The organism is Prolixibacteraceae bacterium (assembly GCA_019856515.1).
Taxonomy (GTDB): Bacteria; Bacteroidota; Bacteroidia; order Bacteroidales; family Prolixibacteraceae; genus Halosquirtibacter; species Halosquirtibacter xylanolyticus.
The window spans coordinates 470,557-492,082 of record CP082230.1 but is presented as its reverse complement, the minus strand read 5'-3'; the positions used below and the strand labels follow the sequence as shown (position 1 = coordinate 492,082).

12 protein-coding genes are annotated in these 21,526 nt (G+C 34.5%); 5 read left to right on the top strand and 7 right to left on the bottom strand.

The annotated features are described in order from the left end of the window. Positions 1–37: 37 nt before the first annotated feature. Complete coding sequence (locus tag K5X82_01670; protein ID QZT37612.1) at positions 38–2,029, top strand: DUF3857 and transglutaminase domain-containing protein; 1,992 nt, start codon at positions 38–40, stop codon at positions 2,027–2,029. Between the two features lie 266 nt (positions 2,030–2,295). Next, positions 2,296–3,378 carry a polysaccharide lyase gene (locus K5X82_01665; GenBank protein QZT37611.1) on the top strand — a complete coding sequence of 361 codons (1,083 nt, stop codon included), beginning with the start codon at positions 2,296–2,298 and terminating at the stop codon, positions 3,376–3,378. A gap of 158 nt (positions 3,379–3,536) precedes the next feature. Here the strand turns inward: K5X82_01665 and K5X82_01660 are convergent, their stop codons facing one another. The 4 genes from K5X82_01660 to K5X82_01645 form a co-directional block, all read right to left on the bottom strand. Beyond that, positions 3,537–5,186, bottom strand: coding sequence for a RagB/SusD family nutrient uptake outer membrane protein (locus tag K5X82_01660; GenBank protein QZT37610.1), 1,650 nt, complete (start codon positions 5,184–5,186; stop codon positions 3,537–3,539). A 25-nt stretch (positions 5,187–5,211) separates the two neighbouring features. Further along, positions 5,212–8,370: a TonB-dependent receptor gene (locus K5X82_01655; protein QZT37609.1), complete on the bottom strand. Its 3,159-nt coding sequence runs from the start codon at positions 8,368–8,370 to the stop codon at positions 5,212–5,214. A 643-nt stretch (positions 8,371–9,013) separates the two neighbouring features. Further along, positions 9,014–10,144 carry a YibE/F family protein gene (locus tag K5X82_01650; protein QZT37608.1) on the bottom strand — a complete coding sequence of 377 codons (1,131 nt, stop codon included), beginning with the start codon at positions 10,142–10,144 and terminating at the stop codon, positions 9,014–9,016. A gap of 63 nt (positions 10,145–10,207) precedes the next feature. Continuing rightward, a complete protein-coding gene (locus K5X82_01645) occupies positions 10,208–11,722 on the bottom strand; it encodes an alkaline phosphatase (GenBank protein ID QZT37607.1) in 1,515 nt (504 codons plus the stop codon). A 729-nt stretch (positions 11,723–12,451) separates the two neighbouring features. Here K5X82_01645 and K5X82_01640 point away from each other — a divergent pair. Both K5X82_01640 and K5X82_01635 read left to right on the top strand, forming a co-directional pair. Beyond that, positions 12,452–13,147: a hypothetical protein gene (locus tag K5X82_01640; GenBank protein QZT37606.1), complete on the top strand. Its 696-nt coding sequence runs from the start codon at positions 12,452–12,454 to the stop codon at positions 13,145–13,147. 735 nt (positions 13,148–13,882) lie between these two features. Then, positions 13,883–14,080, top strand: a complete 198-nt coding sequence (locus tag K5X82_01635) for a hypothetical protein (protein QZT37605.1) — start codon at positions 13,883–13,885, stop codon at positions 14,078–14,080. A 405-nt stretch (positions 14,081–14,485) separates the two neighbouring features. On the opposite strand, the gene K5X82_01630 is transcribed toward K5X82_01635, so the two are convergent. After that, positions 14,486–15,487: a hypothetical protein gene (locus K5X82_01630; protein ID QZT37604.1), complete on the bottom strand. Its 1,002-nt coding sequence runs from the start codon at positions 15,485–15,487 to the stop codon at positions 14,486–14,488. A gap of 343 nt (positions 15,488–15,830) precedes the next feature. Between K5X82_01630 and serB the strand changes: the two genes are divergently transcribed. Further along, the gene (serB, locus tag K5X82_01625) at positions 15,831–17,060 is read left to right on the top strand and encodes a phosphoserine phosphatase SerB (GenBank protein QZT37603.1); all 1,230 of its coding nucleotides are present in this window, start codon (positions 15,831–15,833) and stop codon (positions 17,058–17,060) included. A gap of 66 nt (positions 17,061–17,126) precedes the next feature. Here the strand turns inward: serB and K5X82_01620 are convergent, their stop codons facing one another. Continuing rightward, positions 17,127–18,533: a sulfatase-like hydrolase/transferase gene (locus K5X82_01620; GenBank protein ID QZT37602.1), complete on the bottom strand. Its 1,407-nt coding sequence runs from the start codon at positions 18,531–18,533 to the stop codon at positions 17,127–17,129. Then, positions 18,526–21,522, bottom strand: a complete 2,997-nt coding sequence (locus K5X82_01615) for a hypothetical protein (protein QZT37601.1) — start codon at positions 21,520–21,522, stop codon at positions 18,526–18,528. Before K5X82_01615 ends, K5X82_01620 begins: the two co-directional genes overlap by 8 nt. Positions 21,523–21,526 lie beyond the last annotated feature (4 nt).

The following is a 21,526-nucleotide window of genomic DNA, read 5'->3' as shown; positions in this document are numbered from 1 at the left end:
CAATCAATTATCCTAAAATAATCAACTAAATTACGTTATGGTACGAAAACTAAACATCATTGCAACTCTAACCTTACTCTTACTAGTATTAAGTGGAACAGAAACTTATGCTAAAAAAATTAAATTTGGAAAGGTTTCAAAAGAAGAACTCTCGTCTTCAATAAGCAATATCGACAGCACAGCCAATGCCGAATTTATTTACAAATATAAGTACGTATATTTCAGCTACGTACCACAAAGAGGAGTCGTTGTAAATGAAGTTACTCACGAACGTATTAAGATATACAATAAAGAAGGATTTGATTATGCGAATAAGGTTATCACCTATTATAGTCCAGAAGCATCAAGATCAAAAAAAGATGTTGGGGTTATAAAAGGTTACACTTATAATCTAGTAGATGGGAAAATTCAGAGAGAGAAATTAAAAGATAGTTCTATTTTCAAAGAACGTAAGAACAAATACTATAACACTAAAAAGATCTCTTTTCCTAAAGTGAAAGAAGGATCTATCGTTGAATATAAATATCAAATACAATCCGATTTTATTTCAATTAGTGATATTGTCTTCGAAGAAGAAATTCCTATCAAAGAATTTATAGCAACTGTACAAATTCCAGAATACTATAAGTTTCATCTTAGAAATAAAGGTTATCATCAAATTAGTCCTATTAAAGAATCCGCAAATGGTCAGTTTCAATCATTAACACAAAATAATGGGCAACCATTATCTTTTCAACAAGATGTATTCGAATTTAAAGCGAATAATATTAAAGGTTATGATCAGAACGAACCATATTCAGGGAATGTTAACCCTTATATTGGGAAAGGTATTTTTGAACTATCAGGTATAGACTTTCCAGGAGCAATATATGAAGATTTTTCAAACTCATGGGATGCAGTATGCAAGCAGGTTAGCAAGGATTATAATTTCACAAACGAATTAGAGAAAAAAGATTATTACAAGAAAGAGTTAGCAACAATCATAGCGTCAGAAAAAGATGATACGCAAAAATTGATATCTATATTCAACTATGTAAAAAACAATGTAAGTTGGAACAATTTTTATGGAGTGTTCACAAATAGAGGTGTGAGACATGCTTTTAAAAACCACCAAGGAAACTGTTCTGAAATCAACTTGATGTTAACTTCCATGCTTAGAAGCGCAGGTTTAAAAGCGAATCCAGTACTCTTAAGTACGAAATCACATGGAAGTCCTTTGTTTCCAACACTTGATGGCTATAACTATGTTATCTCTGTAGTACACCTTGGCAATAATAACATTTTATTAGATGCAACAGATAAGTACGCCCAGCCAAATCTTTTACCTGAAAGATGTATCAATTGGAAAGGATTTGAAATACTTCCAAATAAAACATTCAACTGGATTAATCTTGTTCCGAACACCTATGCATCATCAAATTTCAACTTATTCCTTAATTTAGATGATAAAGGTGGTATAAAGGGGAAATTGCGTAGAAGTTTCATCAACCATAAAGCAATCGATCATATTAAAGAGAATGAGAACAAGAGTGAGGATAAAATTATCACATCAATAGAGAATAAATACAATGTTGATATAAAAGATTATAGTAAAAAACCATCTTCTGTTTTTAATACAACAATAGATGTATTATCATTCTCTACGTCTAATTTTTGTTCGAGGAAAAATAATGAAATAGCTATTTCACCTCTTTGTTTCCTAAAACAAAGATCCAATCCTTTTAAAGCAGAGACTCGTCATTTTCCTATTGATTTTGTTCTACCTCAAAGTCAGAAATCAGTTATTAGTATTACAATCCCTGAGGGATATAAGGTGAAATATATACCAAAATCAAAGATAATCCGTTTGCCAGAAAATCTTGGCTCGTATAATTACAAGATTAAAAATACAGGATTTGCAATATCCTTAATTGCAGAGATAAAGATCAACACAAATATATTTGGTCCTAATTATTACAATGACCTAAAGGCTTTTTTCGATAATATTGCAAAACAGGAAATAGAAAGAATCGTATTTACCAAAGCATAAATATCAAATAACTATTTATTAAGAAGAGAAGATTCATTTTGAGTCTTCTCTTTTTTTGCAAGAGCTTTAGCATCCAAAATCATATAGATAATACAAAAGTGATCAAATTAAACATACCTTAATGTTTGTTCAACTATATTAAAACAAATCCTCCTTATATCAATTTAGAAATCAACTTTCTCGTCTAATGTGTTCGTTTAATAATACATACCTTGATATTAATTTACTAAACTATATTTTTAAAAAGAACGAAAACATTCTTAGGTATGAATAAATCTATAATAATGGCTATTGCCTCTATCGTAATTGCAGGCTGTTCTAAAAACAATGACGAGGGCACCATGTCCATTAGTCCAAAAAAACCTATTCTTGCAGATACAGCTCCTGTTTTTATAGATACGCGTCAAACATCACAAACAGATATCGCATTAAAAACTGATGTTATTGATAATATGTTTATGGTTATAGGTAGTGGTCCATCCAAAGCCACAGTGTCGAGAGAAGTGATGAAAGGAACGCCTATTTATCATTTTAATGCTACAGGGGCTGCGAATAGAATTGAATTCACAACTTGTTATGGTACACCTGAAAATCTAAAAGGGATTAGCACGAAAGAAATTGAAAATCTCAAAAAGATAAAAGACCTTTATCGTTATAGTGAATTAGGTGATTTCGGACAGACCATCTCCTATCGGTGGAGTGCAAAATTTCCAGAAAATATGGGCCCTGATAAAGGCGGTATTTTTGCACAATGGCATGGACGACCTGATAGATGTTTATTTAAAGACCCCAAAGGTAATCTTCATCGTTATAGTATAGATAAAGCTGCATCTATTGTTGATACTGTTGATTTCGTTAAAAATATTGGATATAGCAAAAAAACAGGCAAACCCAATGGATGGGGAATAGAACAATCCGCTGGAGGTCCAATTGGGGCATTTCATTTTAGAGAAGATTACATGTATCTTATTATTAGAACAGATGCCAACAGGATGTCTAATCCACAGTTTAAGATTAAGCCGAGACCTGGAACGAATTATAGTGATGTTTTAGGTCGTGATGGGAAATTCGCAACGATCGTTTATCAAAAAGAGGCCTCTAAAGTGCCTATTAATAAATGGATCGATTTTCGTGTTGACATCAGCTATTCAAAATATGATCCAATCTCAGATAACGTAATTAAAAGTGGTGGTGTTAAAGTATGGATAGATGGAAAACTCGAATCAGATTGGAAAGGTGATGTAGGCAAAAATGATAAGTTCGGCCCTTTCTTCAAATTCGGCATATATAAGCCTAAACCAAAAGGGTTTAAAGTCGACTGTAAGTCATATGAACAGATTATACTTTAAAATTGAATACTTGTATTGTGGGTATCCTTTTTCTATGTGACTTCATAAATGAAGGGGTGCTTCTTAAATCTCGTGAATAGCTGATTCCATGGTTATTTAACTAAAAAAGCGGTTGCCTCAAAGAAGACAACCGCTTTTAATCATTATCCAATTACAAATTATTTATCGTAATTAGGGTTTTGTTTTAACGCATTATTTTCATTTATTTCTCTTTGAGGAATTGGCAACAACTCATGCTTTCCTGTAGTAAAATTCTTTCCTGCAACATAACCAACAGCATTTGGATACTTTGGTTTCTTAGAAGGATATTTTGCATCCATTGAAGCTTGAGTATCCTTCATCGTTTTATCCATAATATTCCAACGGATTAAATCAAACTTCCTCCACCCTTCTCCAACAAATTCAAGTTTGCGTTCTTTGCGAATAGCCATTCGGAGCTCTTCATAAGACAAACTGTTATCTAAGTCAGCTAGTCCAGCACGTTTACGCACACGATTAATCGCTTCAAAAGCATCAGCTAAAGTAACCCCAGTAGGCAATTCATCTCTTGTCTCATTAATTGCTTCTGCCATCATCAATAAAACATCTGAGTAACGCAAAGTACACCAGTCTACATTTGTATTATTGTGATTCTGTGACTTCTCTCCAATCCAGTTTCTACGCCATTTACCTGGATACTTTACGGCCTTTGCTTTCAATGGCTTTTGTTTACCCGTTTTATCTATCTGAAAATCTGCAACAGAAACACTTTTACGTATATCAGTATCCTCATATTCATCCATAAAATCAGGTCGAACAAATACATATGCATTCGCTCTTCCACATGGTGCTGCTTTATGTGCAGGAGGACTATTCCAAGTCCCAATATTACCTGCATCTGTTGTTGCATGTGAAACGTTATAGAAAGCGATTACAAACAAGTTCTCTTTTGGATCAGGATTAAAATTAAGCTCATTCTTAAATACTTGCTCAAAGGAATCAAGTAAAGTATACTGTCCTAGTTTATCTAATTCTTTTGCTTCGACAGCTGCTTCTTTAAGAGTATTCTTATATTCAGCATTTTGGGTAATATTACCATCTTGTGCTAAAAAGTAGGATGCTTTATATAGAAGAGCTCTAACAAGGTAACCTCTAATTGCCCCTTGATTTGCTCTATCATGTGATGTCAGAATAGACTCAGGCATAAGGTCCTTTGCCTCTTTAAGATCCTTAATAATCTGATCATAGACTAGGTTACGATCTGATCTGGAGATATTTGGATCATCAGCTAATGACATTGGCTTCAAAACCAATGGAACATCACCCCAGCAACGAACTAAATCAAAGTATAAAAAAGCACGCATAAATTTAGCTTCCCCAAGAAGCTTATTCAAAGCTTTCACCTCTTTCTCTGAACCATTCTTGAATTGGTTCATTTGCTGAATACGATCAATAGCTAAATTGGCTCGACCAATTCCTTGATATAAATACTTCCATGCAGACTCAATATAACTTGTATAAGGAGATAATCCGTAATGACCAATCAAACGAAAGTCATTATTCATATCTGGACCTTTAACATATGTAATATCGTTATCTAATGGCAAAGCCAAAGATAAAAACTGACTATAGGTCTCTTTACGTGATAATACATCATAAATTCCTATTACAGACTGTTCTGCCTGATCTACACTATTAAAATATGAATCTGTTGAAAAAACAGATTTAGGTGTTACTTCTAATACTCTTTCACAAGAAGAAGTCAAACACAAAGATGCTATGGCCCAAGCGGCAAAAACACCTCTTTTTGCTATATTCTTATAATTCATAATAATTTACCGATCTTTTATTACATTAAAATGCAAGGTTGACTCCTAAAATAAATGTCATACTTCTAGGATAAGCACCCCAATCTACTCCTGGAGTTAGGCCAGATGAATTTCGTGTACTTACTTCTGGATCAAACCCTGAATAAGTCGTCCATGTGTACAAATTATTAGCCGTTCCATAAACACGTAGTGACTTAATCCCAACACTCTTCAATGATTGCTTTGGTAAAGTATAACCAATAGTAATATTATTAAGTCTCAAATATGATCCATCTTCAATATTATCATCGGCAGAACGATACACAACATTTCCATCATAGACAGGTTGTGTTGCATTTGCATTTAATGCCTTTAATTCATCTGGAGTTGAAACAAAATCTCCACTCGCATTAAAAGTCTTCCAACGATCATTTGTAACCGCTAAAACATTCTTATTACGATCAAATCCGTGCGTGTAGTAAATTTTATTTGCATTATAAATGTCATTGCCATAAGACCAATTGAAGAAAATACTTAAATCAAAGTTTTTATATTGAAAAGTATTTGTGAAACCACCAAAGTGAATAGGGTTTGCATCTCCAATAACTTTACGATCCTTCGAATTGATTACACCATCTTCATTTAAGTCTTTATACTTTCTAAATCCAGGTTGAACATTATCATCACCTACAGTATTTGGCACACCCTTTTTTAACGCATACTTCTTTGTTGTCGCATCATAATTAAAGTCATCAACCTGCATTAGCCCATCCGAAACATAACCATACATCTGACCAATAGGACTTCCTACCTCTACAACATAGTCATTCTCAGTAAACTTCTTTCCAGCCCAACCTGAATTAACATACATCGCCTTTTGTCCATCAGCTAGTGCAACAACTTTATTCTTATTGAATGAGATATTAAAGTTTGAAGTCCACTCAAAGTTCTTTGTCTTAACATTAACCGTATTGATAGCAAACTCCATTCCTCTATTCTCTGTCTCTCCAATATTCTTTATAACTGAAGAATGTCCCATGGTGTAAGGAACCAATGAATTAAGTAGTAGATCCTTAGTTCTTGCAACATAGAAATCAGCAGTAAAACTAACCCTCTGATCCCAAAAACCTAAGTCAACCCCAGCATTCAATGAGTGTGTAGCTTCCCATTTCAAATCAGGATTAGCTAATCGCTGCTGAGCCATAGCGCTAGTATATACATTACCCATACCATAACTCACCGCTCCCATCGTTGGCATATAAGCATAATTAGGAATTCGATTATTTCCTGAAACACCATAACTTACACGAAGCTTTCCATTAGATAATGTAGAAACACCGTTCATAAAATCCTCTTCACTGAATCTCCATGCAAATGAACCAGAAGGAAAGTATCCAAATCTATTGTTCGGACCAAACTTAGAAGATCCATCAGCTCTCAATGTCGCATTAAATAGGTATTTATCATTTAAACTATAATTGACACGAGTAAAAAAAGAAAGAAGTCGATCTTCTTCTGCATTACTACTCATATAGTTTGGTACTGCTATTGAGAAGTTATTTAGATTAATCTCATCATTTGTAAAGCCTGTTGCAAAAGATCTCGTAGAAATAGAGCTGTTATACAACTGCTCATTTCCAAGCAACACAGAGAATGATGAACGTTCAAAATCCTTATTATAGTTCAAAATCATTGAGTAATTCCATGAGTCTTTCTCAGAATAATCTCGATATCCTTCAGCACTATTATTTCTTTTTGCTTTAATTGAACGAAGCGCATCATATGAATCCTTTCTTCTTACATTCGATTTAATTCCTCCTGCAACTTTAAAATATAGATCCTTTGTAATTTTAAATTTAAAGCTTCCGTTCAATGTCGTATTCTTAGTTCTAGTCTCCCTGGTTTCGGCCTCAGAAGAGACGATTGGATTTTGCTGAACATTCCCACTATCATCTAAAGCAGGATCATCATCCATCGTAATCAAATCACTATCCTGACCATTTTTCCCAATAGTTGGACGATATCGTGCAATATGTGTCATCTTATTAAAGTGAGCTGATTCACCAGATGTAGACATACCGAAGTACTTTTGATCTATATAACCGAAGATAAAACTTGCCTCAACAAATTTCCCAATCTTTTGATCAAGTTTCATTCGAGCTGAGTTACGACCAAATCCACTATTAATCATAATCCCATCATTGTTATTATGATTTAAAGAGATATTATATTTTGTTTTACTATTACCTCCATTTACTCCTAGATTGTAATTCTGTATTATAGCATTGCGACCAAACATCTCTTCTTGCCAGTCCACACCTTTTCGGTTTGCATATAATCCATCTAACTCACTCCACTCACCGTATAAATTCTTGAAAGACTGCATGCTTTCTGGTGATTTCTGATGATTCTCATATTGTAATAGAACAAAGTCATAAGGATTCATCATATCCATACTATTTGAAACTTTCTTTACTCCATAATAAGCATCAAACTTAATTGAGGTTTTCCCCTTCTTACCACTTTTTGTTGTTACGATGACAACACCATTTGCACCACGAGCACCATATATCGCTGCAGAAGAAGCATCTTTTAGAATATCAATAGTTTCAATATCTGAAGGATCAAGAAAAGCAAGACCTTCCTCAGAAGGAAAACCATCAATAATATACAAAGGAGAATTGTCTTGTGTAATAGAACCACCACCTCTTACTCGAATAGAGATTGATGAACCTGGAGCACCTTCATTTGAAGAAATTTTAACCCCAGTTACTTTTCCAGCAATAGCAGTAGCGACATCAGGAGTTGGCGTCTTTGTTAATTGCTCATTTGAAATAGAACCAACAGAACCGAGTAGATCTCTTTTCTTCATTGTTCCATAACCCACTGCTACAACTTCATTTAATTCTGTGAACGCAGACTCAAGAACAACATTGATATTAGTTCTTCCATTCACTTCTTCAATTTTAGACTTATAGCCTATAAAGGAGTAAACCAATTTCGCTTTTGATGCATCTTTTAAGTTGAGTGTATACTCTCCATCAAAGTTTGTAATTGTTCCACTTGTTGTCCCCTCTACTAAGATATTAACCCCGGGAACAGGTTGTTTGGTGTCATCTATTACCTTACCAGTAATAGTAGTCTTTTGCGCATATAAACTGACACTGAAGATACATCCAGTGAGCAGCAGCAATAATTTATACATATTAATTATGGTATTAGTTTCATTTTATCACCTCCACTAATTATCAATAGAGAGTGACATGACAAAAATAAACTTGTTAGAATGTATTGATTACGTCAGAAGTACATCAAAAGCATAATATCATTCAACACTAATTAACACACATAAATAGTATACAACATATATTAAAACTAAACCAAAATGAAAGTATTAGAATCTATATTTCAGCTCAATCTAATGAAGAAACGGATCAAAATTTGCAAACATATTTAAATAGACATTAACAATAGCCCCAATCCAAATCAATATAGATTATATTATTATAAAAACACTACAACCATCTATAAAACAAACACAATGGAGAAAATTCCAATTTTATCTCAATGCATAAAAACACAAAACGACACACCACTTCTAGTTTAATACATAAATTAACATTTACCTCTATTACGACTACATTTCCTTCGTAGGTCTTTAAACACAATTATAAAATTATATAGTCCCATCAATGGTTAATTCAAAAATGGGACCTTCTTTAACAAGACATGAGTATGTCACACCAACAAAAAGAACCCACCATCACATAAAACACACAAGATCAAAAAACTACACCTAATCTCAATTATAAAAGACGAAGAATGTCATATCCTATTACACACAAAAACTATTGTCTCCCATATATAACTCCACCAAGTACCGCAGTAATCGGAGCTACGAGAACAAGGCCAAAACTCCCTATCATAGTATGAAGTATTTCACCTGCAACATAATTTAGATTCAGAATATTTACAGTAGGAGTACCTTGAGCAATAAAAACCATTAATAGCGCACTAAAGCCTCCAGAATAAGCTAAAAGTAATGTCGTTGTCATTGTTCCAATTACACCACGGCCAATATTAAAACCTGAACCTATCAACTCTTTAGTACTAATGGTCGGCTTAATAGTTTTAATCTCATGTTGAGACACTGCAATATCCATTGCAATATCCATCATTGCACCAGAAGAAGATATAAAGATACTTGCTAAAAATATTTGTGTAAGATCTAAGTGATTATATCCAGAATATAACAGTGTCTCAGAAAAAGGTTTAATGGCACCATGAACGTTAAAAAGCATTCCAAAAACCATAGATAGGATAGCCGTAACGATTACTCCAACAATGGAGCCTGATAGGGCTACGAAACCTTTTTTATTTACCCCTGCAACCAGTAAAATGATTACAGATGTAATTAGTGCAACCAATGCTAATGATAAAGGAACAGGCGGATATCCTAACAAAAATCCTGGAAGTAATAACTTCCAAATAACGATCCCTGTAAATGCAAAAGAGAGGATTGCTTTAACCCCCACAAATCCAGCAAAAGAGATCAAGAATGCAAAGAAAAGAAGTAATAACCAGAACTCCACTCCTAACCGATAATGATCAATCACATTGACGTTTACAATCTTATTCATATCTTCATCAAGGTTCAAAACCACTAAAGCTTTTTCCCCTAGATTAAATATCTTATCAAACTCCATCCGTCCAATCAGTTGGTTCGAGGCAATAAGAGTGTCACCTTTAAATTCACCACCTTGAACTACCACCTCGAGACTCTGACTTCCAGTTTTAATAATTCCAGTCTCGACAATTCCACAATTATCCACCTTAACGATCTTTGCTTTTACCCTCCTAGAATAAATATCATCGTCTTGGTCAAAGGGAGAAGGCAAAAAATATATTAATAATGTAAGTATCCCTATTACAAGTGGAAAGAAATACACTTTCCTCTTCTCTTTGAACACACTTCCCATAGTTATCATATAATAAAACGATCCTTTCAAAACTTATGAAAGGATCGTTAATCATTAGCATTATTATAATTTCATAAGAACTTCAATATTTTTTGGAAGGTCGGTATTGTCAAAATAACCTTCAAATAACGACGATCCTGGACCGATTGCTCTAACAGGAATAGGTGTTGCAGTATGTGAGAAAGTAGTCCACCCAATACCAGCTTTTTGTGCTAGAATATGACCTGCAGTTACTGATATTGGTTCGTAGCTACCATAAAGCTGATAATACTGATCCTTGTTTTTTATCTTTTCTCCGGTTTTGAAACTTTGATTATAAGCCTGTTTCAACTGCTTCATCTCAAACTCTGAAAGCCTCATCTTCTTCTCCCCTGAGTCAAAGCCATAATTATCTCTAACGATCTCCATAACCTCTTCAAAAGAGGCTTTCGTCTTCTTCATTGCTTTAATCTTCGAAGTAAAGATTCCATTCGAACTCTTTTGATAATCAAGAAGTTTAAAATCCGATGCATAATGTGATCCAGAGAAACCTAATGCCAAACCACCCGTTTCATGATCACCACAAACAACAATCAGTGTCTCTTTAGGATGTTTCTTATAGAAATCAATTGCTTTTTGAACAGCTAAATCAAACTGTACAACCTCTTTAATTGCAGTTGCAGCATCATTAGCATGACAAGCCCAATCGATCTTGCCACCTTCTACCATCAAAAAGAATCCTTCTTTATTTTCTAATACTTCAATAGCCTTTTGGGTGTAATCACCTAAAGACAAATCACCTTCTTTTTGGTCAATAGAGTATGGTAATGATTTTCCACCAGCCAGTTGGTAATTTATTGCAACAATTTTGTCATCACCTTTCTTTATGGCTCTAAATGCCTCATTACTCTTCACAAATGTATAACCACTCTTTTCGGCCAATTTAATTGAGTTTTCTTGATGATCATCAATTTTTGCGCCATCATCAAGACCCATATTTGCTTTCGAGTTCTTCTTATTTGATTTCCCATCTCCTTCCGGATGCTTGATACCACCACCGCCAAAGAAATTAAATTGACTCTTACTTAAATCTACACTGATATTATAATAGTCATTTCTTGATGGCTGGTGAGCATAAAACGAAGCAGGAGTTGCATGATCAAGAGAAACAGATGTAACAATTCCAACCTTATAACCTTTATCTCTTGCTTTCTCTGCAATAGACTTAAATGGCTTCTGCTTGGCAGCATCCATTCCAATAGTACCAATAGAGGTTTTGTTCCCAGTAGACAGAGCTGTACCAGCTGCTGCCGAACCTGTAATAAACCTATTTTGTGCATACGTAGTGTAGAAACCCTGCTTAGGGAAAGTATTCATCGCTAGACGACTTACCCCTTCTTCACCATTAACTGCGGCTAAATAAGCCTCCGCAGCATTAGATTGAGACAAACCAAAACCATCACCAATAAAATAAAAGACATATTTAGGCTTCTTTCCCTTAAAAAGGTTACGTTTCTCATCGAACGTATTTGGTTGTGATGCAAAAAGCATTTGTATTGATAAAATACAAATGCACACTAGAGAAAATCTCCTTTTCATAATTCATTTATTTAGTTAATTAAGTAATCTTCATTTAAATAAAATAACTAGCTTATGATAGGCAAACTTAACAAATTAAGACCTATAAGTCTAAATATATTTCAATTTAATTCTATTAAAATATTATGACTTTATTCTTCTTTAATTAATAAAGAAGATGAGTTGATAGGTGAAACAAAAATATATAACCTACACAGAAGAGACTAACAATCTAAGAACAATTATTGCAATATTTCTCTAATACTAACAGTCATCCCCCTTTTCTATAATGTAAAAATCACATAACCCCACTTTGCAATTTCAAATATTCCCATTAACACAATTTCAAAGGCATGATATCATCATTTGTTTAAATTCAACAATCCATGATCTCCTCTAATCAACCCATGACTCTATTTCAACATCAACGACACGATTACCGTAGGTGTAAATCAAACCCCTTCGATATAATTCGAATATCTCAAATCAAATAATGGTTCTTAAAAATCAAACAATATCCGAATCAATCCAATATTATAAGCATGTTCTTACCTGTCACTTTCACAAACCTTGAAAACAGACAAATAAACACAATGAAGATATAATAGGTCGCGATTTTATATTTTTTTAATTAATTTAGATATAAGATTACAAGATCACTACAACCAACTCATAAAATAAGAATCAAAAGATTATATAATAATACCAACCCAATTCTTTATATGTTGAATTAATAATATCGATCACATTATGAAAAAGCTAATTGTATTCTTTATTTTAAGTATCTCAACTTCTATCTGTATAAAAGCACAAGAACAGGAATCCTTCTGGTACAAAGATTCAAAGTACATACATTACTTAGACGATGAACTTGAGATTATCTTCTATGCAAATAAGATGATTGACCCGAATCGTGGGCAGATAATTGGCACTAATCGAGGACAGATAATTTTTCACTTTAATATTTACAACAGAACCAACAGACCTCTTTTAATTAAACCCACAGATATCTGGATCTATGAAGGTATTGGAAAACGAGTTGAAACATATGAGAATAGAAAGTGGCAACTTATTGAACTCATATCACCAAATTATTTTTATCGCCACTATTATGGGCCACAATCAAATTATCAATACACCAATGAGGATTTATCGATGAATCATAATCTTCATAGCCACTACGAAACGGAACAGGTTAATGATTCAACAAAACGACAAGTTCTTGTAACTGAATATATCGCACAAAATAAACCGAATAAATACGAGGTTCATAATCACTTATATATGTCTACACGTTATATAGGAAAAACAACTTTAACTAAATCTAGACACGCAAGTGGTTTATTGATAAGTCTTCAAAATCATAGAGAAGTACCAGAACAAATCAAAATGGTGATTAAGATGAGCGGCACTGCCCAACGGGTAATATACTATAACCAAGATTAATCTTGGTTATTACATATAAAACTCATGTAAACAAATAGTCTTACGAAAACAGGCTGTAGTGAACGCATTCATGTTTGAGATAAACAAAACACCAATCTGACTCTACCGTCTGTTTTTGATAGACATTACCATATGATTACAGCCTTTAAACAGCTATCAAACAGCCACCAAACAGGGGCTTAAAACGGGTTACAAACGGTTCGAATACGGTGATAATACAAAAATAGCCCAAAGTTCATTCGTAGCTACTTCATAAAAAAGACCAAATCTTCGAAGCAACTTCGAACGAAGTATGAACGAAGCATGAACCATCACCGTATTCGAACCGTTTAGAAACCGATCTAAAACTGTATTAAATCAGGGGAAAACAACTGTTTAGTTATGGTTAAATACCTGTAATGATCGAAAAAACATGGTTCATCCATAAATACAGTTCCTTCCAAGATTTGGTGAGTAACCATATTGAATATATTTTTGCTCCTTACTAAAAGTGCCCTATGCAAAATTTCACTCCTCCCTAAAAATAGACAAGGGGATTGCACAAAATGATGTCATCTAACACCAGCTACAACCACTCTCTTTAGAAGCTCACTCTACTCTCCTTCGGGGCTCCTTCGACTCTCCTCCTACTATTGCTCACATATTAGTAATCCATTAGTCACATATTGGGTATGCCTTCTCCACATAATATGTGAAGGATGGATGAAGAGTATGTGAGCAATATGTGACTAAAATGTGAACAATAGTAGAAGGAGAGTCGAAGGAGCTTCGAAGGAGAGTGGAATGAAGGTGGTTTCAATACATTTACACTCCACTGATGCAAAGCCTCCATTCATTTCACACAAACAAGATTTCCAGAAAGGGGGATGGATTGCTACAATGATAAGTTGGTTAAACAAGTCAAAGAATAGGAAGGTGACTTTTTCTTTGTAGATATATTCAAAAAGAAAGAGATACACGGAGATGAGAAGATATTATTGGCCACAATATCATATTACACCAATAAAGTTATCACATTATCCTCACTTTTTCGGCAACAGCCTACCGTTATATCTGATGGCAGAACAACGAGAAGATTGTAATCATTAATAGCAAATGAGCTAGGGGCTATTTTTGTTTGCACACAAATAATCGTTCGTGTAACAAATCGTTAATAGGAATAGTGACAAATCGTATTGGTCTTATGTACCCTTTCGATAAATGACAAATCTTGGATCAAGCAATATATTGCCTGTTCCCAGATCATTACAAAAGGTATCATCATAAAAACAGAAAGGACTGTCACAAAGACAGCCCTTTCATTCTTTGGCATTTTTGGTTTTATATGCACTGCATCTATTACAGCTTCAACTCTAAATTAAGATAAAAATAGTTTTCATCTTTAAATTCTGGATTATTGTCATGATGCACCCATCTATAGTTGGGAGCAATCTTAATTCCTTTACACGGGATGTATTCGAAACCTGTTAGAAACACATTTTCATTTTCTTCTTTATATTCCTCGGCACTATTGGTATATACGTCATATCTCGCAAAAGCTTTGCATCGAGAGTTAACGTTTAGAGTACTGTATATTGAATATATACTCTTGTTATTACCTTCGTTAAATTTGAGGTTTTGCCCATAGTCATACTCTAATCCTAAAGACCATTTCTTATCTTTATATCCAGCGAAAAAAGCAATACTACTTTGATCGTATTTTGTTATAGCATCTTCAACCTCTGGTGCAATATAATAATCTACATATGCCCTAACCGTAAAGTGCTCTTTGGGATACAATGAGAATCCAAGACCATAACGATATTTTCCTTCTATATCTTGAGACTTCTTAGCTCCTTCGCCATTAGAGATCGTTAGATCGGCAGCGAACCATGAGTTAAATTGATTACGGACGTAGAAACCGGCATCTACACTATTATTGAACTTATACTCATCCATTGCAGATTTGTATATATATCGATATCCCCAATTGTTTTCCTGCTCTTTAAACTGCTTCATTCCTATAATTCCAAGGCTGGCAAGAAAAGTACTATATCTATACGATATAAATGCTTTACGCAGATATGCAGTCTCTTCAAATGAGCCATTCTTCGGGTTTCCTGTATCAAATACGACTTGCCCTGACCATTCAGGAGCAAATTGATAAGAGTAGCCTAATAATGCTCTTTGAATCTCGAAACCAGACACATTACTAACTTTCCCCATTCCTGTATGCCAATCTGCAAAGATCCGAACAATCGGCTTCCCCTTTGGCTTGAATTCAGAATCTTTCTCTACTGATTTTGCATACGTACTCAAAGTAATGGCCAACAACAGCATTACTACTCCGATATGTTTCATTGCTCTACTCTTAATATTATTCCTCGTGATGTTTTCAATTACACTGCATAAATACAACAGAGATGTTACAATTTTGTTACAAAAAATCACGTGTCTCACAACAGAGCAGTAACCTCCTCATTATCAGAAATAATTAAATTTGTTTTTTTTCTTATCTTTTTCAATTCTTTACAAAAACATTTTCACCTTAACCTTCAAGCCTGCTTTTCCATGTGGTAATTGTCAAGGCAAAGAATATTATATGTATTTAAACAATTATGCTTTTGTTGGGTATTTATGAATAAATATCAATAGATAATCTATAATTTTAACTTTGTATTCGAATTAATGAAGATCAAACTCTATGAAGAACGAAAGAGAAATAATACTACTAAATATTTCGGGAGAAGATAAACCGGGGCTTACCTCTTCTTTAACACATATTTTAGGAAGATATAATGCTACCATTCTAGATATTGGACAAGCTGTAATTCACAACACACTATCACTAGGTATACTTTTTGAGACTCCAAAGGGTAAAGAGTCGGGACCGATATTAAAGGATCTTCTATTTAAAGCATATGAGCTTGATATACAAGCAAAGTTTACTCCTGTTCCACCTAAGGATTACATGAACTGGGTAGGATTGCAAGGAAAAGATCGTTATATCATCACCCTATTAGGAAGAATGATCTCTGCCGAGCAGATATCATCTGTTACAGATATTATTACAGAACAAGGACTAAATATTGAATCCATCAATCGATTAACAGGTCGTATTCCTTTAAATGAGATTGGGGCTAAAGCAACAAACACAAAATCTTGTATTGTACTAAGTGTAAGGGGAACACCACCCAACAAAGAGACGATGAATCTTCGTTTTCTAGAATTGGCCAGTAGCCTTGGTATAGACATCTCTTTTCAAGAAGATAATTTGTATCGAAGAAATCGTCGTTTGGTTTGTTTTGATATGGATTCAACGCTGATACAGACAGAGGTAATCGATGAGTTAGCTGAGAAAGCAGGAGTTGGTGAAAGAGTTAAGGCAATTACCGAAAGCGCTATGCGAGGTGAAATTGATTTCAATGAAAGTTTTAAGCAAAGAATGTCATTGTTGAAAGGGCTACCTGAAAGCCAATTGAAAGAAATTGCCCAGAACCTACCTATTACAGAGGGAGCAGAACGTCTGTTTAAAGCGTTAAGACGCTTTGGTTTTAAAACAGCAATATTATCAGGTGGCTTTACTTACTTTGGAAACTACCTAAAAGACAAATTAGGCATTGACTACGTCTATGCTAATGAGTTAGAGATTAAAGATGGGGTACTTACAGGTAACTACATTGGTGATATTGTTAACGGAAACAAGAAAGCTGAGCTAATGAAGTTAATTGCCCAGTTTGAACATTTGGACTTAAATCAAGTGATTGCTGTTGGTGATGGTGCGAATGATCTTCCGATGCTTAATCTTGCTGGACTTGGAATTGCTTATCATGCGAAACCTAAAGTCCGTAAAAATGCATCTCAGGCTATCGACACGATTGGATTAGACGGAATCCTATATCTTCTAGGGTTTAATGATGCTTTTATCGATTAATACGATTATTCGTTAAGATAAAATAATCCCCTATTAAACTGAGTTTAATAGGGGATTTTGCTATTGTTACGCTAAGTCAGTAAATACAAAATCAAAATCGTCTTTTGTTTGCACTTTCCACTCTTTCAAATACTCCAAATACTCATCAACAACAGCTCTATTTTCTGGCAAATAGGCTAAATTAGTCATCTCACCTGGATCTTTTGACATATCAAAGAGTTGAAGACGAACTTTACCTACATCATAGATGATTAGCTTATAATTACCACTAATTACAGCACGACCTCTTACTCCAAACCGTTTGGTCATATTACAAAAGTCTGTCTCGACCACAGTATACTTTCTGAAATCAGAGCTTTTATCTTCTACAAGTGCTCTAACAGAAGATCCTTTCATATAGTTTGGCTGATCAATCTGTGCATAATCTAAAATTGTAGGGATTAGATCTATCCCTGAAGATACAGCGGTAGTTTCAATCGTTCCAGGCGTAATATTTCCTTTCCATGTGACAGAGAACGGCACTCTAGCCACCTCATCATATAATACCTGTTTCTGATTCCATTTATGACAACCATTGCCATCACCATGATCACTAGTAAAGAAAATTACGGTATCGTCCCATAAAGATAGTTGGTCTAAGGCATCTACTATTTTCTGTATATGTTGATCTACTTTCTCAACAAGTTGAGCATATGCCCAACGATACTGTCTCCATCTATCATCGTCCCAACTTACCGTTGGATAAGTTCTGGATGAGAGAAGCTGCTGTGTACGAATCATTTCAGGCTCTAATGCCGGAATCTCAAAGTTAGATGGTAGTTCCGGACAATCCTTGGGAGATGGAACATTTGGGATTTCGTCATTTCTCATCGCATCACCTCTTGCCCATTGACAAATATCGTGAGGATTAACAAAAGATGAAACTAACATAAATGGCTTATCACGCTCCTTTTCCAAGAAGGATATTGTAGATGCAGGAACATCTGGATCTAAATCGTTATTTCTTGCATGCTTGATATAATCAAACCCATGTTTTGAGATATCTTTAGGATCCGTTGTTAAATGCCATTTTCCAACATATCCAGTATCATAACCACCTGCTTTCATTATACGCCCTAGATAGGGAAATTTATCTTTGTCCCATTGGGCTCCAGGGTCATTGATTGCAACATTAATCTCATGGGGGTAGAGCCCAGTAAACATACTACTCCTCGAAGGAATACATAAAGGTGTAGAACAGTATGCTTTTTTAATCAGCTTTCCTGCCTCGACGATTCTATCCATTGCTGGAGTTTTGAATAGTTTACTATCTACACAACTCATGGCATCAGCAGTTTGCTGATCGGTCATTATAACTAGTATATTAGGACGCTTTTGTTGCCTCTTTTTACAAGACACAAGACCTCCTGTCGTTGCAACAGTAGTAACCCCTGCTACAACTCCTGCTTGCTTTAAAAAGTTTCTTCTATTCATAATATAGATCTGTTTTATAGCTTATTCCATTAATACAATTCACTCGAACAGTAGTTGTATTCGACGTTTGTTTTACTACCGTGAATGGGGAATTATTCTCTTTTATTCTCAATTTACCCTTAAGAACAATATCTACATCCTGTGCCTTTGCAGGAGCAATCACTTTTTCATGATCAAGATCGCCTATATACGCCACTTTAGGTCTTCTCATATCAGGGTCAGTAACAGATAATGATAACTTCTCTCCTTCTTTATCTATAACTAGTGATACGGGTGAAGAGACATGTTCAACATACCTATTACCTCTCCATTTATGGGTGTCCCATATATTTGAATAGATAGTCCCTTTAGATATCACGACCTCATGTGAGCTTGATGTCATTAATGTTTGACAATCATCTTTCAGCATATTATCGTCCCATACTATCTCATATTTGTAAGTACCCTCTTTAGGAGACTTACCATGAGAAATCCAAACAGTGTAGTTCGGGACCACTCTTGATCTCTTCTTATTCTTCGTCGAAGATAGTTCCTTTCTTAAACGTATGTTTAGTTTCTGGTTTGGAAATATTCGATAAGTTAACCCTTTATTGAATGAAAGTGTGACAATATTCTTTGAAAATATCACGGTATCTGAAGCAGTGAATGGATTCCCATCAATCTTCAGTGGCACACTTTCATCAAACATGGTTTGAAGAACTGTTGTATGGCATTCGTGGCTTTTATCTTTGGATCTAATCATATTCCCCATACACAAAACACTTCTATTTAAAAACAGATATGATTTATTTGCATAAAAAGAGGTATCATAAGCAGTGTCATGGAGTCTGATTCCCATCCAACCGGTCTTATTATAAGATATTCCAGATAAGAAAGTCTGATCACTAAAGTTTCGGTGTTTTTTACTCTTATTACCATATTTAAGTTCATCATCTCTTAAATATAATGCAGTAGTACCAGGAATATGAGACCAATCAAATCCATTGGAAAGAGAAAAACCAGTGGTGGTATTATTCGGTTCAAAAGATTGTAATGCCCCATAACTTAAATAACGTCCATATAGATTCTCGCCTTTTTTACCTGACTCGAAATCCCAGATGTATGCACTCCATCCTTTGACACTAAACATACGATTGTTGCTATTATAAATACCTAACCCTGCATATGGTTTAAACATAAAAGAACTATCCATATTCAACGCATCCGCTATACCTTGAACCTTCGTTTCTGCAGAAACCATTATATTAACAGCTCCCAGAGAGTGTACATACTCTAAATGAGAATCACATTTAGACATTAAACTTTCAAATGCATCACTTCTCTTTTCAGGAAACATCGATTTATAGATACGTCTTAATTCATTTGAATTATCAGTATCTACATGAAGGAGATACGCAATGGCAGGAACAATATTTATATAATTGGAATCCTTATGAGGAAAACGGCCGCAGACCCCCATAGGGATGTGGCGGTTGTAGTTAATCTCACCAGCTGTTTGTACACACTTAGCGAGGTTTTGCTTTGACTCTTTAGATATCTCAAATGCAGTACCTTCTAATAACCATGTAATAATAGATGCCATATGATAGGCATTAGGGCCGTATGCATTCATATATGGACCACGATGATGATAGCCAATATGGTCAGGTTTAAATGTATCAGCAAAACCTGGTGATATTGATAGTGATCTTTCAATCCATCTTTTATAGAAATGCATATCTTGAACTTGTTGATCTCCATCTTCCATCAACACAATCAAAAGCCTATACATAAAGACACTTCTCATAAAATCAGCAGTACATCCGACAAAGTCTGGGAGATGATAGATTTCGTTCCAATTTAAATACCATTTGGCTGTTGCCATCTCACGCTCATAAATACCTTCTTCTTTGAGATATTTTTTCATCAAATATATAGAGTGGAAATAACCAGCATGTCTTAACATTTCATGATCAACGGTCCCAAGAGATGAACCTTCCCTCCATCCTTGATCATTCATATAATTCAACACATTGATATATTTATCTAAACTTGATCTATTTTTATTGTACAGAAAGTCTAAAGATAGCGGCAACAGAACATTCATTGATAAGTCGGCAAAGAAAGGGGTATTACGTCCTCTGATAGAGTAAAGAGGGAGACCATGAATAACACTATCTTTTATCTCAATTTTAAATTCATCATAAGAAGATACACCTTCTTTGATAAATTTCTGAAGGGCCCGATTTCTAATCTTAAAGGCTTCTGTAGTCTTTGTTTTAGAAGGAATAACCCACTCATGGTACTTGTCTGCAATAAGTTCTATTTGTTTTAACGACTCTTTATCGTTAATATACTCAGCACTTATGTTTGGAACAGATAAATTATGCCAATAGTTAGTATATGTCCAAGGATGTGAAGTTCCAAATTTATTAACCAATAGCTTAGATACATATCTATTATCATCCGATTGTTGCCAAAAGACAGTCTTTACAAACTCAAAGTTGTCGAAATAGATTTTACGAGAATTCTTACATGTAAGCACTAACTTGTAATCACTGTTGGAATCTATATTGTTTCGAACGAAAGCCTGTTTCTTGAAATTAATCCATACGGCCTGCCACCCTTTAAAGTTTAGTTTTATTCCCCAATGAAGATATATATTATTTTTATTGTCAACAACATTCCATTGCAGTGTATCATTGCTCTCTGTATCGTTATAAATCCAGCATTGTAAACCACCACTAGGGCTCTTTAATGCTTTTTCTATTGAAGAAGAATCAATAATCAACCTCTCTCCTTCTTTGGCACTCCAACACATCGAATATTTTCCATTTTTTGCATGTGTGTCTACACGAGAAACACGTCCTATCCACTGTTTATATAGATTCGGATTAGCCTTTTCAAATGATTCATAACTTCTTTCTTCGAATTTACGTTGATATGCTTTCACAGAAGTGAAAGCATATGTTAGTATAACGCAAAAAATGATTCTTATAGTTAGTTTCATTGGT